Source organism: Peribacillus sp. RS7 (assembly GCF_041956845.1).
Taxonomy (GTDB): Bacteria; Bacillota; Bacilli; order Bacillales; family DSM-1321; genus Peribacillus.
In genome coordinates, this window is the sequence record NZ_CP168135.1 from 1,894,408 (window position 1) to 1,909,587 (window position 15,180).

Genomic DNA, 15,180 nt, shown 5'->3' on the forward strand with positions numbered 1-15,180 from the left:
CCCAAAATCGGTATAGTCATTAGCTAGAAAAATTATAGACGAATCTAGCAGAAATGCAAGATAAATTTCGTAAATGCAGTTCTTATGTTTAAAAATTTCTTTTTTTTCCATAATAGTAATAGATAATAGATTCTTTTTCTGATAAGAGAGGTGAAAGCAATGGAATTGATTCCAAGCGAACGATTTAAAAGGACAACTAAATATGTACGGGCCTTCATTATCCTTGCCACAATCGGGCTCACTATACTCTTTGTATTGCTTCTCTCCTTACTGATTTATGCAAAAATATTAGGTCCGCCTCCTTTGGTCGTGCCGCAGTCCACTCTCTATTATAGTGATAGCGGAAATGTGATCGGGGAAACCGATAATGGCCAGAAACGTTATTGGGCCGGAATGGATTCGATTTCACCACAGCTCATCAAAGCAACTGTCGCTGTTGAGGACCGTCAATTTTACACTCATAATGGATTTGATATAAAACGGATCGGCGGTGCCATCCTTGCGGATATCAAAGCAATGTCCAAAGTCCAGGGTGCAAGCACCATTACCCAGCAGTATGCCAGGAACCTTTTTCTGGGTCATGACAAAACGTGGTCGCGGAAACTCAATGAAGCCTTCTATACTGTACGTTTAGAAATGAACTACTCAAAAAAGGAAATTCTAGAAGGCTATTTAAATACGATTTACTATGGCCATGGCGCATATGGAGCCCAAGCTGCAAGTCAATATTACTTTGGCAAGGATGCCAAGGATTTGACTCTTCCTGAAGCGAGCATGCTGGCCGGAATACCAAAAGGTCCGTCAAATTATTCTCCATTGGATAACTTTGAAAAAGCGAAATCAAGGCAGAAAGTTGTCCTGCAAGCCATGAAAAACAAAAGCTACATTTCAGGAAAAAACATCGCGGAAGCATTGCAAACATCCCTTACATTAAAGGGCGAGCACGGAACGGTCACCAATAAAACCGCTCCTTATTTCCAGGATGCGGTCAAGCAGGCTTTAAAATCACAGCTTCATTTAGATGACCGGACGATCGAGCTAGGCGGACTTAAGGTCTATACCACACTGGATGAAACCCAGCAGGATGTTGCCGAAGAGGTCCTTTCCACTACCATACCCAAGTCTTCAGGGATTCAAGCTTCGATAGTGGCAATGGATCCGGACACCGGGGAAGTCCGTGCACTGGTCGGTGGTAAAGATTATGCGGAGTCGCCATTCAATCGAGCTACACAGGCTGTTCGCCAGCCCGGTTCCACGATGAAGCCATTGCTATACTACTCAGCGCTGGAGAATGGTTTCACACCATCTACCACTTTAAAAAGTGAGATTACTACATTTTCTTTCGATGATGGTCACTCGTCATATACACCGCATAATTACAACCATCAATATGCGGAAGGCGAAATAACGATGGCTCAGGCCATTGCTCTTTCCGATAACATCTTCGCCGTAAAAACGCACCTGTTCCTTGGGGAACAGACCCTGGTTGATACAGCGCATCGTTTCGGCATCACGGCGAAAATGGATGCCGTTCCATCCCTTGCACTTGGTACGTCAGGTGTAAGGGCGATTGAAATGGTGAATGCGTACAGCATTCTGGCTAACGGCGGCAAGAAGGTTGAACCCGTGTTCATCAAAAAGGTTGAAAATCAAAAAGGTGAAGTGATTTTTGATGGAAATAAGAAACCGGAACAGATTTTGGATGAGGATAAGGCCTTTGTCATGACTCAGATGCTTACCGGGGTTTTTGATGAAACCTTAAATGGCTATACGAAAGTGACCGGCAGCACCATCAGCTCCCAGCTGACCCGCCCATATGCCGGCAAATCAGGTTCCACCCCGACGGATAGCTGGATGATTGGTTACACACCGGAGCTTGTAGCTGGAGTATGGACTGGATATGATCAAGGTAAAAAGATCGAGAACCCTGCTGAAAAAGGCTATGCAAAGAAAATCTGGGCTTCTTATATGGAAAAGGGCCTACAAGGTAAACCAGCAAAATCGTTTAAGGAAACGGAAAACGTAATCGGGGTAAACGTGAATCCCGTCAGTGGAAAATTGGCAACAAAGGATTGTCCTGCCTCAAGACTTACTTATTATGTTAAAGGCTCCGAACCTGTCGAATACTGTGCCGAGCACTTTAAGGGTGAAAGCCCGAAACATGCCCCAAAAGGAGAAGAACAAAAGAAGGCACCGTGGTACAAAAAAGTCTTAAAACCATGGGGATAACGAAAAACCCCGAAGCCGGTAGCGGCTTCGGGGTTTTTCTGTCCTAGTTCCACAGTGTCTAAACTGCTGTCTTTAAGTTTACTTATTTTATCCGTTTCCTACAAGTGAATTTTTCACTAAACCTAACATTTCATCGATTAAATCAGATTCAAACCGTCAATGACTCCTTGAGCAGTGCAGAAGAGCGCTCCCACATTCCTGCATCATGGTTTTTCAGGAAGTCTGCAAGTATACGTTTGGATTTATCATCCATGTCCTCGACGATGATTTGCCGTTTCAGTGATTTATCCATCCGGTTAACATGCTCCGGAAGCGATTTATAACCACGTCTAATTGAGCGGTCGACCGTCATTTCACAAGCTGTCACACCTGCATAGTGCGGACCATTTTGAGTGGCTTCAATGGTCACCCAAACAAGCCAGTAAGGTTTGGCATTCGGGACCTCTTCTTTAGTCTTTAAAAATTTAATTCCTTTTTCCACTGCACTCCTTGCATGCATCGCGCCGATATCGACCTCGGCTTCACCTGCATCCACATCGATTATGACCGGAGAAATATTATCGAGCGTTAAAACACCTGCTCCATATCCGCCATGACCTTCTGTAGGGTCGTTTTTTATAATATTGAAGCCTACCTTTTTCTTTGGTTGTTCTTCCATGTTTATATCCCCCTTTATGGTTTGTCATTTCCTATCGTTTAAAAAAGAAAAAGTGTAAAGAACCGACTCAGGACGTCGCCTACCAATGGTACAACATTGTTCAAAATCGGGCCAATTGTATACTTGCTCAGCGGTGTGATGATCAGAATCAAAAAAATCAGTGAGCCATATTGTTCATACTGGGTCATTTTTGCCCGCAAGTCAGCTGAAACAAGATCCTGTACGATCCTATAACCATCGAGCGGCGGCAGCGGTAACAGATTAAATACAAACAAAAGGATATTTAAGTTGATGAGCACCTCGAAGAATGGCTGAACGAAGAACGGTAAATCAGGTCCAACGCCTGCCGCCAGCAACCCATAAAAAATCAAATACCCCAAAATTGCAACAAGCAAATTACTGAACGGACCGGCAAAAGAGACAAGCACCCCTGCCAATTTTGGATTCTTGAAATGAAAACGATTAACCGGTACAGGTCTCGCCCAACCAAATCCGGCTATCAATATTAACAGAGTTCCGATCGGATCCAAATGCGAAATCGGATTCAATGTGACTCTTCCTTCATTCTTTGCAGTCGGGTCACCGAACTTATTGGCTACATAGGCATGTGAAAATTCATGAACCGTAAATGCGATTAACAGTGACACAATGACATATGGAAGCTGTTCCAAAGGATAAAACAAAAACCGTTCTATTTGCTCCAAGAATTGCATTGATAGCTTCTCCCCCAATATTTATTACCGTTAGTATACATCAAAAGAGCAAGAAGTGAAAAAACTCTGACTTCCGTGTCTTGCAATTATTTTTCCATTGTGAAACACTACAAGATGAGAGAGGAAGGGGGGAATGAGAGATGCCATATGTAACAGTCAAAATGCTTGAAGGCCGTACAGACGAACAAAAGAAAGCTTTAGTTGAAAAGGTGACTGCAGCCGTTACGGAAACAACTGGAGCACCAGCTGAAGCCGTTACGATTTTCATTGAAGAAATGTCAAAAAATCACTTGGCAGTAGCCGGTGTCCGTAAAAGCGATCAATGAGCTTTACATAATGGGGAAAAGCTAAGCCATCAATTCGGCTTAGCTTTTGTTTTTAACTGCTCAATATATTCATATGCCTCATCAATTTCTTCAAGCGTATATTTTTGTTTGCTTTTCAGCGTGAAAATTTTCTCGGTGACTTCTTCTTTTTCAAGCGTGTCAAAGTATAACACCGTTGAAACAAGCTCCAAAAACCGGGCATTCTGTTCGTTCATATCCAGTAAGCATGCCTCAAGAGCTGGCATCTCCACTTCCTGGATGGATAGGAAATCCTGGCCGGCGTCCGTAATCGAATAACAATACTGATAATACCCTGCTTTTTTTTCCCTTACTTCATTCAAGTAACCCATTTCGCAGAGCTCTTCAATCCGCAAGGTTAACTCCTCCGAATATGGTCCGTAAAAGTGAAACTGAAACTTTTCATGAAATGGGAAGGACAGCTTCTTCGCGATATAAACGATTTTTTGTAATTTTTTCCGACCCGAGATTTCACCGGCAGTAGAAATTGCATTGATAATGTTTGCATGATCCTTAAACAAGGCTCGTCACTCCTCACCAAAAATGTACCACTTTAATCCGATAGCTCCAAAAGCTTACGAATCTGTTTTTTTATATTTTTCTTCGTAGATTCATCACGCAATAAATCTGCTGGATAATACAACTTATGATCCGTTCTTCTTTTTCCTGAAATTGCATCGACAATTTCGGATTCACGCGATAATTCCCGAATTTCGCCATTATTTTTCAGCAAGTGAATCGGCAGTCTCTCCTCTTCCTCACCTGGCCGGTAAAAATCATACGGCAGATCCGATGAAGAATCTACGACGAGATAATAATCCGGATCGATGCCCGCCTTCTTGAATAAAGTCCTTAATTCCATCAATCTGTTCATTTGACTGTTCGATGGATGGAATTCCACATATTTAAATAGTTTACGGTTAACGAAGCGAGTGCATAAATCTTTTAAAATCGCATCGTTTTCCTCTTCCCATGCTTCGAAATAATAGAGCATCACCGCTTCATCCATTTTCAAATAGTCCGTTAAAGTCACTTCTCCCTTGAACAATGAATAAAAATGGTGCGGTTCTTGAGCAAACTCATAACCGGATTCATATAAATGTTTCGCCCTATGTAGAATCTTGGTAAGTATGACCTCCGCACTTCTCGTAACTGGATGGAAGTAAACCTGCCAATACATTTGGTAGCGACTCATGATATAATCCTCAACCGCATGCATCCCGCTTTGTTTTATGACGGCATGTTCTTCCCTGGGCCTCATTACACGCAAAAGCCTTTCCATATCGAAATGTCCATAACTCACGCCAGTGAAGTAAGCATCACGCTGTAAATAGTCCATTCTATCAGCATCGATCTGACTTGAAATCAGGCTGACTACTAATTTGCCTTTATAGGTTTTCGCTATGACTTCTGCCACTTTTTTCGGGAAATCACGCCCTACTCGAAGGAGGATCTTATTCACTTCCGTATCGCCGACGATTATCTGCTGCGTGAATTGCTCATGATCCAGGTCAAACACCTTTTCAAAAGAATGAGAGAAGGGACCATGGCCCAAATCATGCAGAAGGGCTGCACATAGGGATAGTAACCGTTCCTCAGGTTTCCACTCCGGTCTGCCCTCGAAAACATCATCGACGATTCTCCGAACTATCTCATATACTCCAAGCGAATGGCTAAGCCGACTATGTTCCGCACCATGAAAGGTTAAATAAGTCGTTCCCAGCTGTTTGATCCTTCGAAGACGCTGGAATTCCTTCGTTCCTATTAAATCCCATATAACCCGATCACGAACATGTATATATCGGTGCACCGGGTCCTTGAATACTTTTTCTTCTTGTAATTTTTCGCCGGAATATTCCATGAACTACCCTCTTTTTCATAATCTCGATGCACTCATTATAGCGTGTTTTGACAAAAAACCCTAACTTTCCCCTTTCTAGTAAGAGGGGTCATTTTGTAAGAAAACGGAAGTTCCCGTCGGGTTTAGTCTCGAAAATAAGGAAATAAAAAATCACCGCAGTTTGTTGAATCTGGGTGATGAACAGCTTGTTCCATTTATCAAAAGCAAACAATCCACTCCAACTATATCTCATGGATCCTACTTTAGTTTTTTATTGATTTTATCTAGTAACTCGTCTTCTGTCGGTGCAGCAACTGGACGGTTATTGACGAAGGCAAATGATTTCTTTCTGCCAGGACCGCAATAGGATTGACAGCCCACTTCAATTTTCGCGTCGGGATCAAGCTTTTCAAGACGGGGGATCAATGTTTTGATGTTTACCGCCAAGCAGTCATCACACACTCTGAATTCATTGGACATCCTCCGGCACCATCCTTTCCATGACAAACTATTTTTCTTTCCATTTATATGACTAAAAGGTATTTTACCGTTTCTACTTATGAATATCAAGAGGGCTGGATGATGTGAAAAGGAAAGGGCAGCCGCTAGTAAATGATGTAATTAATCAAAAAACTAGTATCCTTTCAACCTTTTTGTATAAAAAATCCAAATTTTGTCCAAAATGCTAGTAGAACACTCCATAAATCACTGCCACACGATATTTTATATAGTTATTTATTTTAAAAGTTACCAGAAAGGGAGTATGTAGAAATGAAGGTTCGTCAAGACGCCTGGACAGAAGAAGATGATTTGCTTTTGGCAGAAACGGTATTACGCCATGTGCGAGAAGGCAGCACTCAGCTAAATGCATTTGAAGAGGTAGGAGATAAGTTGAATCGCACCTCTGCCGCATGCGGATTCCGCTGGAATGCAGTTGTCCGCCATAATTATGATAAAGCGCTATCCCTTGCCAAGAAACAGCGTAAGCAACGGCAAAGGATTCTTGGAAAAGATCAAGGAGGGAAAAAACGGCTTCTTTATACACCGCCGTCCCCAACGATTTCGGACATAGTGGTTTCTCAAGTACAAGAAGAGGAACTAGACTTGCAATCCGAAGTCGATACCACCAATTATGAAGCAGCAGAAGAATTCGTTGTGGCTGAAGCTCTCGCTCCTAAGCCACAGAACACTCCAGTAACTTTGGAAAAAGCCATGAACCTAGATACCGTCATCGCGTATTTGGAATCTATGAATGGCCGTATGCTTCAAGCCGAAGTATTAAAAACCGAAAATGAAAGATTGAAGCTCGAAATTAAAGGACTGAAAAAGCGAAACGAAGATTTGGAGAATAAAATCAGCCACTTAGAACAAAACAGCGGCTTGATGCAGGAAGATTATGAAACTTTGATGAATATCATGAACCGAGCAAGAAAGCTGGTCTTGTTAGAAGAAGAGGAACGTCCGGCAACTAAGTTCAAGATGGACCGGAATGGAAATTTGGAAAAAATGGCTGAGTAATTTGATAATGTGGGGTTCAGTTACATAGATCAACCACATGCTAAAGGCCATTCACCCATGTTTATCCGAAAAAGGGAGCCAACAAGGCTCTTTTTTTCATGGCCAAGAAAAAAGGATAAAATCGTCCAAGGATGTTCGGTGATTATACCTCTGCTGCCTATCATACAGTCCCTTTTACAGTTTCAGTGAATGCTAAAGTCGTATTACATGCAAAAGGCCGTCCCTGACACAGGAACAGCCTTTTGCATATCAATCCTTTATTGAATCGAATACTTTATCATTGCGTTCCACCACTCTTGTCAAGTATGCCTCATATAACGGCCATTCCTGAACAGAAAGAGTGTCAGAGAATATCTTTCCGCTATGTTCCTTCAAGACATGAAGGAATCTGAGCATCACATCCTGAACACTCAATTGCACGCCCAATAATTCTGTAAGGGATGCCATTACCGAAGGGACGATATCAGGATAAACGAATTTGGTTTCTGCATTTCCTTTAGCTGCATCATAAAAACCCTTAACGAGACTGGCACGTTCAGCCCCGCTTCCATTAACACACAAATAGATTTGCACCGCTACGCCATTACGAATCCTGCGTTGGGATATGCCCGCAAACTTCTGCCCATTTATACTTAAATCATAACTTCCAGGACAATAGGAACCGACGATTTCCCTTGCCTCCATCGTGACTGGGAAATCGGAAAACATCAATTGGACAAGCTCCCACATCGCATCATATCCACGATTGATTTCAATTTTTCGCTCATTTTCAGGAAAAATGAGCGAAAAATTCAGGACCCCCTCATCCAGCACGACTGCCAGCCCTCCGGAATTCCTTACAATGGCCTGATGATCATGTTCTTTTAAATGATCCAAACCCTTTTTAAGGAAGGGCAACTTCGTATCCTGTATACCCAGGACGATGGTTCGATGGTGTACCCACGCTCTTGCTACGGCTGCTGATTTACCTGACCCTACGGAAGCGCAAAATGTATCATCCATCGCAAAGGACTCTAGAGCAGGAAACTGAGGTCCAACGGAGGATTGATCAATAACCCGCCACTCTTGTTGCATTAATAATGAATCTGTTTCACTCATACGAATCTCCCTCTACTTTTTATCCTCAAGCGGCCTATTGATACTGCGCCACAATCCCCTGTGCCGCTGTAATGACTGCCAGCTTATATACATCCTCTTCGCTGCATCCCCTCGAAAGGTCATTTACAGGACGGTTCAGCCCCTGAAGGATCGGGCCGACCGCTTCGAAGCCACCCAAGCGCTGTACCATCTTGTAGCTAATGTTCCCTGCTTCGAGGCTTGGGAAAATAAAAACATTCGCATCCCCCTGAATAAGGGAATCCGGTGCTTTTTTTCTTGCTACCGAAGGAACAAAAGCCGCGTCAAACTGAAATTCCCCATCCAAAATGATTTCAGGATCCATTTCTTTTGCCAATTCGACGGCATCGACTACTTTTAGCGTCTCGGGTGATTTTGCCGACCCCTTCGTAGAAAAGCTCAACATAGCCACACGCGGTTCGATATCGAACATTAGTGCAGTCTTCGCACTTTCGATTGCGATTTCGGCCAGGTCCTGGGAATCAGGGTTTATATTTATCGCACAATCCGCGAAGACATATTTTTCTTCTTCCCGGACCATGATGAATACACCCGATGTTTTTTGGACGCCTGGCTTTGTCTTGATGATCCTTAGGGCGGGGCGAACCGTATCGGCAGTCGAATGCGTTGCACCACTCACCATTCCATGTGCCAGTTTCATATGGACGAGCATGGTTCCAAAATAGTTCTCATCCTTTAAGATTTCACGTGCTTGTATATCAGTCTCTTTACCTTCACGGACCTTCACAAACGCTTCAACCATTTCATCCATCATGATATAATTCTTCGGATCATATATTTCGATTGCATCAAGGGAGATTTTCAAATCCTTTGCCTTCTCTTGAATCAACCCGATATCCCCGATCAATACAGGTGTCACCAGTTTAGCTTTGGCAAGCCTGCCTGCCGCTCCCAAAATCCGTTCATCCAACCCTTCTGGAAAAACGATCTTTAAATTATGCCCCATAACTTTCGATTCCAAAATTTCAAATAAATCACTCACTGGCTCTTCCTCCTTTTTTAGATACGTTTCCCCTGTTTTTCCTATATTTAACCATTCGGCAAGAATTCCATAGTCGTCTTCTTTTAAGAATACTCTAGCAGCTAGGTAAATTCCAGCCACTTTGGTCACCAACCATTCCGTAAATTTGAAATTTGTTTGAACACCGAAAAACAGTGATGGTGTTTGCGGGTTGATATAAATTTCCTTATACTGAAACTATGATATATTAAAGTTATAATAAGACTTAGGAGTGATCGTAATGAGTGAAGCAGCACAAACACTGGATGGCTGGTATTGTTTACATGACTTCCGTCTGATCGACTGGGCTTCTTGGAAAACCTTATCAAGTGACGAACGCCAATTGGCTATCTCAGAATTCCAAGGTTTACTGGATAAATGGAATATGACACAAAGCGACAACGAAGGCAGCCATGCCCTATATTCCATCGTTGGTCAAAAAGCGGACTTCATGCTAATGTTTGCCCGCCCAACCATGGAAGAATTGAATATAATTGAAAATGAATTCAACAAAACGAAGCTTGCCGAGTATACAATCCCCGCTTATTCATACGTTTCCGTCGTGGAATTAAGCAATTACTTGGCAAGTGGAGATGGTGAGGACCCTTATCAGAACCCTCATGTTCGTTCTAGACTTTATCCGATACTTCCAAAAGCGAAACATGTATGCTTCTATCCAATGGACAAGCGTCGTGATGGAGATGATAACTGGTATATGCTTTCCATGGAAGAACGCAAAGGCTTAATGCGTTCCCACGGCTTGATTGGCCGCAGTTATGCCGGTAAAGTAAAACAAATCATTTCCGGTTCTGTCGGTTTTGACGATTATGAATGGGGCGTTACACTATTCGCGGATGATGTCCTTCAATTTAAAAAATTGATCTATGAAATGCGTTTTGATGAAGTGAGTGCACGATACGCTGCATTTGGTTCTTTCTTTGTAGGCAATATCCTGCCGGAAGAAAACGTACCTTCTTTCTTATACGTATAAGACGATGAGCTTCCGGTTTCCGGAAGCTTTTTCCTTTTGCGTCCACTCCTTTTTATTTTTCCCCATCTTTGGAATAAAACCAATGCATATCCCATACATTTTCAATAGTGATGAATTTATTTTTTCACAGTCCCATTCAGCTTCAGGAAAATTTCCTGACTTCAGCGAGGTGAAGGAACGTTACTTCCATTCATTAGCAGACAAGAGGGTTCGAATTAAAACATGAACGGCAACCGTTACGTATCACTCAAATTCATTGTGGTTTTTTAAGCCACCCGGGGATTATCCAGAACTACCGGTCGCTATAAATCGCACTGTTTCTCCCATTCCACACTCTCGGATTGTCCAAATTCCACAAAATCAAATAAACCTTTTAGGAGGGAATGCAATGTCACAAAATAATCCTTATGGTAATTACCCGTACGGAGGAAGCCCCTATTACCCCTATGAAAATAATGAGCCTAACCTGCGGCAGCAGAATCCTAACCCGCAACAGGGTTACCAGCAGCAAGCATACCAACAGCCACAAATGCCCACTAATGGAGGCACGCAACAACAAGTGCCCATGACGATGAATGGAGGCACGCAACAACAAGTGCCCATGATGATGAACGGAGGCACTTCCGGACCACAGATACCTGGCATGCTACCGGTCGAAGCGTCGTACATCGAGAACATTTTGCGTTTGAATAAAGGGAAATTAGCCACTGTTTATACCACGTTTGAAAACAACACGGAATGGAATGCAGTGATCTTCAAAGGAATCATCGAGGCTGCAGGACGCGATCATTTGATCATAAGCGACCCTGAAACGGGAAAACGATACTTAATTCCGATGGTATACTTAGATTATGTAACGTTTGATGAGGAAATCGAATATGACTATCCATTTGGAGGCGCTGGGCTTGCCACCTATCCGCCAAGGTGAAGAAACTTCCATAAAGAAGAGCCTCAGAATCTATTTGATTTTGAGGCTCTTCTTTATTGGGGGGACTTTTCTAATTAAGCTGACCTAAGAAGATCAGCTGTCTTCATTACAAGTATTTATATGCAGCAATGATCATTAGGACCCAAGCAACCAAGAATGAGACTCCGCCAAGCGGTGTGATTGCTCCCAGGACCTTGATTTGCGTAACGCTAAGAACGAATAGACTACCGGAAAACAGGATGATTCCTATTAGCATGAGCCAGCCGGACCAGTTGATTAGCGGACTTGAAATCTTCCCAGCCAATAAACCAAGCACTAATAAACCCACCGCATGGAACATTTGATATTGAACAGCGGTTTGCCATGTTTCTAAATATTTATCAGGAATTTTCCCTTCCAGTCCGTGTGCACCGAATGCACCTAGTGCTACAGCAATAAACCCATTCAATGCACCTAAAATGATGAACAGTTTCACTATGATTTCGCTCCCCTACTCTAATTTAAAAATCAAACAAGGATTCCCCATTGGCTTCTTCCATTTTAACCGGTTCTACATTCGATGTAGCCGACATAACGGGCTGGCTCAATGTGATTGGCTTCGGGATGCTGATGTTCCCAGCCTTTTCATCAACCATTACTTCACAAAGGGACTTAATGGCAATTACATACCCCTGCACCTTATCTTCTGAATTTGCCTGTTTCGCTTTCAAAACAAGCTCTTCGATTTTATCTAACATTTGTCTTGATGAAATATCCACCTTTACCACCTCGTCTATTTACAGGTCAAAACTTTCATAACTAGCATAGCAAAAATCAGAGAAGAAAACACCTTGCATATCCCTACTTTTTAATTGGCTTGGAGTGAAATTTCAAGCATGGTTGTCCTGAAGAACGAAAGACCTCAAGAGAGGGCAGGTTTGATGTTTTGAATTGAAACGCACGGCAGCCCTTTGGAAACCTGGGATCCCAAGTTATATAGAAATGACAGCACGCCATACAATTCACCCGTTCCTTTTTCTTGCCCATATCATCGCTTCGAGATTTTCCAATCAATTGGGGATTCCCCCATTTCCACCAGCAACTGATTTGTTTTGGAAAAAGGTTTGCTGCCAAAGAAACCACGGGAGGCAGACAGCGGACTAGGATGGACGGACTTAATGATTCTATGACGGGTTTCATCAATCAAAGGGATTTTGGATTGAGCAGGTTTCCCCCACAGGATGAATACAACCGGTTTCGGACGTTCATTCAATAGGCGAATAACTTGATTCGTGAAATTTTCCCATCCTTTTCCTCGGTGTGAATGAGCCTCTCCCTCGCGGACAGTCAAGACTGTGTTCAATAGAAGCACCCCCTGTCCCGCCCATTCAACAAGGTAACCATTATCAGGAGCCTCATATCCTAGATCAGTGTGTAACTCTTTAAAGATATTTCTTAAAGAAGGCGGGATGCGAACCTCCGGCTTAACTGAAAAACTAAGGCCATGCGCTTGATCCGGGCCATGATAAGGGTCCTGTCCAAGGATGACAACCTTTACGTCTTCATAAGAGGTATAGTGAAGCGCATTGAAGATATCATCTTGTTCCGGGTGAATGACTTGCTGACTGTACTCCTGCTTTATAAATTCCCTTAGCTCCTGGTAATATGTTTTTTTGAATTCCTCTTCCAATAGAGGCCACCAATCATTTGTTAATAACTGCTTTTCCATGTGCCACAGCCCCTTTCAACCTTTTGAAACTATATTATATCAAACTAATCGCCTTACCTTTTTCCATAGATTAAGATTTATGTTTCTATATACCCCTATGTGGGAAAATAGATAGTTAGCAAGCAATTTATCCATGTTGGAGGATTCCCTATGAAAAAATGGTATAAAAGAAAACTGTTTTATCTGCTTGTCTGCATTTTGATCGTCATTACGGCCGTAATCGTCTATAACAGCTACAAGCCTCTCCCTGATGGCATTTCTTATGAAGGGAAGGTTCATCATGTCGAGGATATTGATTTCATCTATGACCTTTCCTATCACGATGAACAAGGGAATCTGCAACATGAGCAGCGAATTTTCCAAACCATAAATCAAGCCATAGAAGACGCTGATTCTTTTATCGTAATCGATATGTTTTTGTTTAATGCTTTTTATGATGAAAAGATGAACTTCCCGAAGTTAACCGAGAATCTGAAGGATAAACTGGTTGAACAGAAGAAAAAGAAACCTGACCTCCAGGTTATCTTCATTACTGATGAAGTGAATACTTCCTATAATGCCTACCAGTTAGAGGCATTGGAAACGATGAAGAAAAATGGCATTGATGTCATCGTTACCAACTTAGACCGGCTTCGGGATCCGAATCCCCTCTATTCAGGTGTGTATCGGACCTTTTTCCAATGGTTCGGTGAAAGCGGGAAAGGATGGATTGTGAATCCAATGGCTAAAAGCGCACCAAAGGTCACCTTTCGTTCTTATCTTAGACTGATGAATATTAAGGCCAATCATAGAAAAGTGGTCGCTACCGAAAAAACGGCCATCATCTCTTCTGCCAATCCTCATGACGCAAGTGGATTCCATTCCAATATTGCGTTTCAGATGGATGGGAATATCATCGGCGACTTTGTTAAAGCCGAAGAAGCAGCTTCGAAATTCTCGGGAGGTCCAAAGTCATTTCCTGAGTTCAAAGGGGCATCAGCAGATAAAGGACCGATATCGGTACAATTGCTAACGGAAGGAAAAATCAATAAACATGTCCTTAAAGTAATAAAGGATGCAGAAAAAGGCGACAAGATCCATCTTGCCATGTTCTACATTGCCGATCGTGATGTTGTCGAAGCATTAACCGATGCAGCTAAACGTGGTGTAAAGATCCAAATGATATTGGATCCGAATCAAAATGCTTTCGGAAGTGAGAAAATCGGGCTTCCTAATCTTCCAGTTGCCGCTGAATTCGAAAAACTTGGGGATGAAAATATCTCGATCCGCTGGTACAAAACAGATAAAGAACAGTTCCATACAAAGTTGATGATGATCCAAAAGGCTAATGAAACGATTATTCTTGGAGGATCGGCTAATTATACATCACGTAATCTAGATGACTATAACCTTGAAGCCAATGTTGAAATCCATGCTCCAAATGATGCGGACGTTTCTAATGATGTCGATAGCTATTTTCAAAGACTATGGACAAATCAAAATGGAACATACACCGTTGATTACAGTGAATATCAGAAGAAACTGCCTGTCTTCAAATACTTGACCTACCGCATCCAGAAGGTGTTCCGCTTCACCACTTACTGAATAAATTCGGTATAAATGTTTATCGGTAACCAAATAAGGTTATATACTACTATAGCCAATCAAGAACTGTAATAAGCAAGATTCCATTTACCTATATCCAAGAGAATCTTACACTGAAATTCAAGGAGGAGTTTATATGTATCAAGTACATGTAGTAGAAAACGGTTTACAAGCAAAGGAAAAAATCGATGAACTAGTCACATCAGGTTATACGAAGGACGATGTATATTTGTTTGCCCATGATAAAACCCGTTCAAAACACCTTACCGAGAATACAAATACAGAAGATGTAGGCATGAAGGAACAGGGTTTCCTTGATTCCGTTGGAAATCTCTTTAAATCACGCGGCGATGAACTTCGTAATCGAATGAGCAACCTTGGCCTTAGTGATATGGAGGCAGAACGTTACGAGGAAGTGCTTGACGAAGGAAAAGTCGTCATCGTTGCTTCCAAATAAGAAAAAAGCGGGGTTACACACTAATACCCGAAAACCATTACCCTATATGGATTCATAAAAAACGAGGCTCCTT

The 15,180-nt window shown here is 42.3% G+C and carries 17 protein-coding genes; 7 read left to right on the forward strand and 10 right to left on the reverse strand.

What is annotated here, in order from left to right; all coding sequences use genetic code 11:
* Window positions 1–159: 159 nt before the first annotated feature.
* The gene (locus ACDZ29_RS09695; protein WP_289327078.1) at window positions 160–2,229 is read left to right on the forward strand and encodes a transglycosylase domain-containing protein; all 2,070 of its coding nucleotides are present in this window, start codon (window positions 160–162) and stop codon (window positions 2,227–2,229) included.
* Between the two features lie 148 nt (window positions 2,230–2,377).
* On the opposite strand, the gene ACDZ29_RS09700 is transcribed toward ACDZ29_RS09695, so the two are convergent.
* On the reverse strand, window positions 2,378–2,887 hold the full coding sequence (locus ACDZ29_RS09700) for a YwhD family protein (protein ID WP_289314279.1): 510 nt from the start codon (window positions 2,885–2,887) through the stop codon (window positions 2,378–2,380).
* Window positions 2,888–2,925: 38 nt separating this feature from the next.
* Complete coding sequence (locus ACDZ29_RS09705; RefSeq protein ID WP_375090748.1) at window positions 2,926–3,600, reverse strand: site-2 protease family protein; 675 nt, start codon at window positions 3,598–3,600, stop codon at window positions 2,926–2,928.
* A gap of 140 nt (window positions 3,601–3,740) precedes the next feature.
* Here ACDZ29_RS09705 and ACDZ29_RS09710 point away from each other — a divergent pair, with 140 nt between their 5' ends.
* Window positions 3,741–3,926: a 2-hydroxymuconate tautomerase gene (locus ACDZ29_RS09710; RefSeq protein WP_061465772.1), complete on the forward strand. Its 186-nt coding sequence runs from the start codon at window positions 3,741–3,743 to the stop codon at window positions 3,924–3,926.
* Window positions 3,927–3,955: 29 nt separating this feature from the next.
* On the opposite strand, the gene ACDZ29_RS09715 is transcribed toward ACDZ29_RS09710, so the two are convergent.
* From ACDZ29_RS09715 to ACDZ29_RS09725, 3 genes are all read right to left on the reverse strand, one after another.
* Window positions 3,956–4,465 carry a YwgA family protein gene (locus tag ACDZ29_RS09715; RefSeq protein ID WP_076368383.1) on the reverse strand — a complete coding sequence of 170 codons (510 nt, stop codon included), beginning with the start codon at window positions 4,463–4,465 and terminating at the stop codon, window positions 3,956–3,958.
* Window positions 4,466–4,497: 32 nt separating this feature from the next.
* A complete protein-coding gene (locus tag ACDZ29_RS09720; RefSeq protein ID WP_148358379.1) occupies window positions 4,498–5,805 on the reverse strand; it encodes an HD domain-containing protein in 1,308 nt (435 codons plus the stop codon).
* 237 nt (window positions 5,806–6,042) lie between these two features.
* Window positions 6,043–6,264, reverse strand: coding sequence for a DUF1450 domain-containing protein (locus ACDZ29_RS09725; protein WP_048683566.1), 222 nt, complete (start codon window positions 6,262–6,264; stop codon window positions 6,043–6,045).
* A 291-nt stretch (window positions 6,265–6,555) separates the two neighbouring features.
* Between ACDZ29_RS09725 and ACDZ29_RS09730 the strand changes: the two genes are divergently transcribed.
* Window positions 6,556–7,302, forward strand: coding sequence for an RsfA family transcriptional regulator (locus ACDZ29_RS09730; protein ID WP_289327080.1), 747 nt, complete (start codon window positions 6,556–6,558; stop codon window positions 7,300–7,302).
* Window positions 7,303–7,551: 249 nt separating this feature from the next.
* Here the strand turns inward: ACDZ29_RS09730 and ACDZ29_RS09735 are convergent, their stop codons facing one another.
* Together ACDZ29_RS09735 and pta are read right to left on the reverse strand one after the other, a co-directional pair.
* Window positions 7,552–8,400 carry a lipoate--protein ligase family protein gene (locus ACDZ29_RS09735; protein ID WP_289327081.1) on the reverse strand — a complete coding sequence of 283 codons (849 nt, stop codon included), beginning with the start codon at window positions 8,398–8,400 and terminating at the stop codon, window positions 7,552–7,554.
* 34 nt (window positions 8,401–8,434) lie between these two features.
* Complete coding sequence (gene pta, locus ACDZ29_RS09740) at window positions 8,435–9,421, reverse strand: phosphate acetyltransferase (RefSeq protein ID WP_289327412.1); 987 nt, start codon at window positions 9,419–9,421, stop codon at window positions 8,435–8,437.
* A gap of 259 nt (window positions 9,422–9,680) precedes the next feature.
* Here pta and hemQ point away from each other — a divergent pair, with 259 nt between their 5' ends.
* Window positions 9,681–10,430, forward strand: coding sequence for a hydrogen peroxide-dependent heme synthase (hemQ, locus tag ACDZ29_RS09745; RefSeq protein WP_289327082.1), 750 nt, complete (start codon window positions 9,681–9,683; stop codon window positions 10,428–10,430).
* A gap of 388 nt (window positions 10,431–10,818) precedes the next feature.
* Window positions 10,819–11,358 (forward strand): spore coat protein GerQ, encoded by a 540-nt coding sequence (gerQ, locus tag ACDZ29_RS09750; RefSeq protein ID WP_289327083.1) that lies wholly within the window; start codon window positions 10,819–10,821, stop codon window positions 11,356–11,358.
* A 106-nt stretch (window positions 11,359–11,464) separates the two neighbouring features.
* Here the strand turns inward: gerQ and ACDZ29_RS09755 are convergent, their stop codons facing one another.
* The 3 genes from ACDZ29_RS09755 to ACDZ29_RS09765 all read right to left on the reverse strand — a co-directional run bounded on the left by ACDZ29_RS09755 (window position 11,465) and on the right by ACDZ29_RS09765 (window position 13,066).
* Complete coding sequence (locus ACDZ29_RS09755) at window positions 11,465–11,833, reverse strand: DUF423 domain-containing protein (RefSeq protein WP_054398573.1); 369 nt, start codon at window positions 11,831–11,833, stop codon at window positions 11,465–11,467.
* Between the two features lie 25 nt (window positions 11,834–11,858).
* On the reverse strand, window positions 11,859–12,116 hold the full coding sequence (locus ACDZ29_RS09760) for a YwdI family protein (protein WP_289327084.1): 258 nt from the start codon (window positions 12,114–12,116) through the stop codon (window positions 11,859–11,861).
* A gap of 269 nt (window positions 12,117–12,385) precedes the next feature.
* A complete protein-coding gene (locus ACDZ29_RS09765; RefSeq protein ID WP_375090749.1) occupies window positions 12,386–13,066 on the reverse strand; it encodes a uracil-DNA glycosylase in 681 nt (226 codons plus the stop codon).
* Window positions 13,067–13,216: 150 nt separating this feature from the next.
* Between ACDZ29_RS09765 and ACDZ29_RS09770 the strand changes: the two genes are divergently transcribed.
* Both ACDZ29_RS09770 and ACDZ29_RS09775 read left to right on the forward strand, forming a co-directional pair.
* Window positions 13,217–14,650 (forward strand): phospholipase D family protein, encoded by a 1,434-nt coding sequence (locus tag ACDZ29_RS09770; RefSeq protein WP_289327086.1) that lies wholly within the window; start codon window positions 13,217–13,219, stop codon window positions 14,648–14,650.
* A 136-nt stretch (window positions 14,651–14,786) separates the two neighbouring features.
* Complete coding sequence (locus ACDZ29_RS09775; RefSeq protein WP_289327087.1) at window positions 14,787–15,107, forward strand: general stress protein; 321 nt, start codon at window positions 14,787–14,789, stop codon at window positions 15,105–15,107.
* Window positions 15,108–15,180 lie beyond the last annotated feature (73 nt).

Coding starts and splice junctions, on each gene's coding strand:
- ACDZ29_RS09695 (WP_289327078.1), top strand. CDS start 160: ATGGAATTGATTCCAAGCGAACGATTTAAAAGGACAACTAAATATGTA.
- ACDZ29_RS09700 (WP_289314279.1), bottom strand. CDS start 2,887: ATGGAAGAACAACCAAAGAAAAAGGTAGGCTTCAATATTATAAAAAAC.
- ACDZ29_RS09705 (WP_375090748.1), bottom strand. CDS start 3,600: ATGCAATTCTTGGAGCAAATAGAACGGTTTTTGTTTTATCCTTTGGAA.
- ACDZ29_RS09710 (WP_061465772.1), top strand. CDS start 3,741: ATGCCATATGTAACAGTCAAAATGCTTGAAGGCCGTACAGACGAACAA.
- ACDZ29_RS09720 (WP_148358379.1), bottom strand. CDS start 5,805: ATGGAATATTCCGGCGAAAAATTACAAGAAGAAAAAGTATTCAAGGAC.
- ACDZ29_RS09725 (WP_048683566.1), bottom strand. CDS start 6,264: ATGTCCAATGAATTCAGAGTGTGTGATGACTGCTTGGCGGTAAACATC.
- ACDZ29_RS09730 (WP_289327080.1), top strand. CDS start 6,556: ATGAAGGTTCGTCAAGACGCCTGGACAGAAGAAGATGATTTGCTTTTG.
- ACDZ29_RS09735 (WP_289327081.1), bottom strand. CDS start 8,400: ATGAGTGAAACAGATTCATTATTAATGCAACAAGAGTGGCGGGTTATT.
- hemQ (WP_289327082.1), top strand. CDS start 9,681: ATGAGTGAAGCAGCACAAACACTGGATGGCTGGTATTGTTTACATGAC.
- gerQ (WP_289327083.1), top strand. CDS start 10,819: ATGTCACAAAATAATCCTTATGGTAATTACCCGTACGGAGGAAGCCCC.
- ACDZ29_RS09765 (WP_375090749.1), bottom strand. CDS start 13,066: ATGGAAAAGCAGTTATTAACAAATGATTGGTGGCCTCTATTGGAAGAG.
- ACDZ29_RS09770 (WP_289327086.1), top strand. CDS start 13,217: ATGAAAAAATGGTATAAAAGAAAACTGTTTTATCTGCTTGTCTGCATT.
- ACDZ29_RS09775 (WP_289327087.1), top strand. CDS start 14,787: ATGTATCAAGTACATGTAGTAGAAAACGGTTTACAAGCAAAGGAAAAA.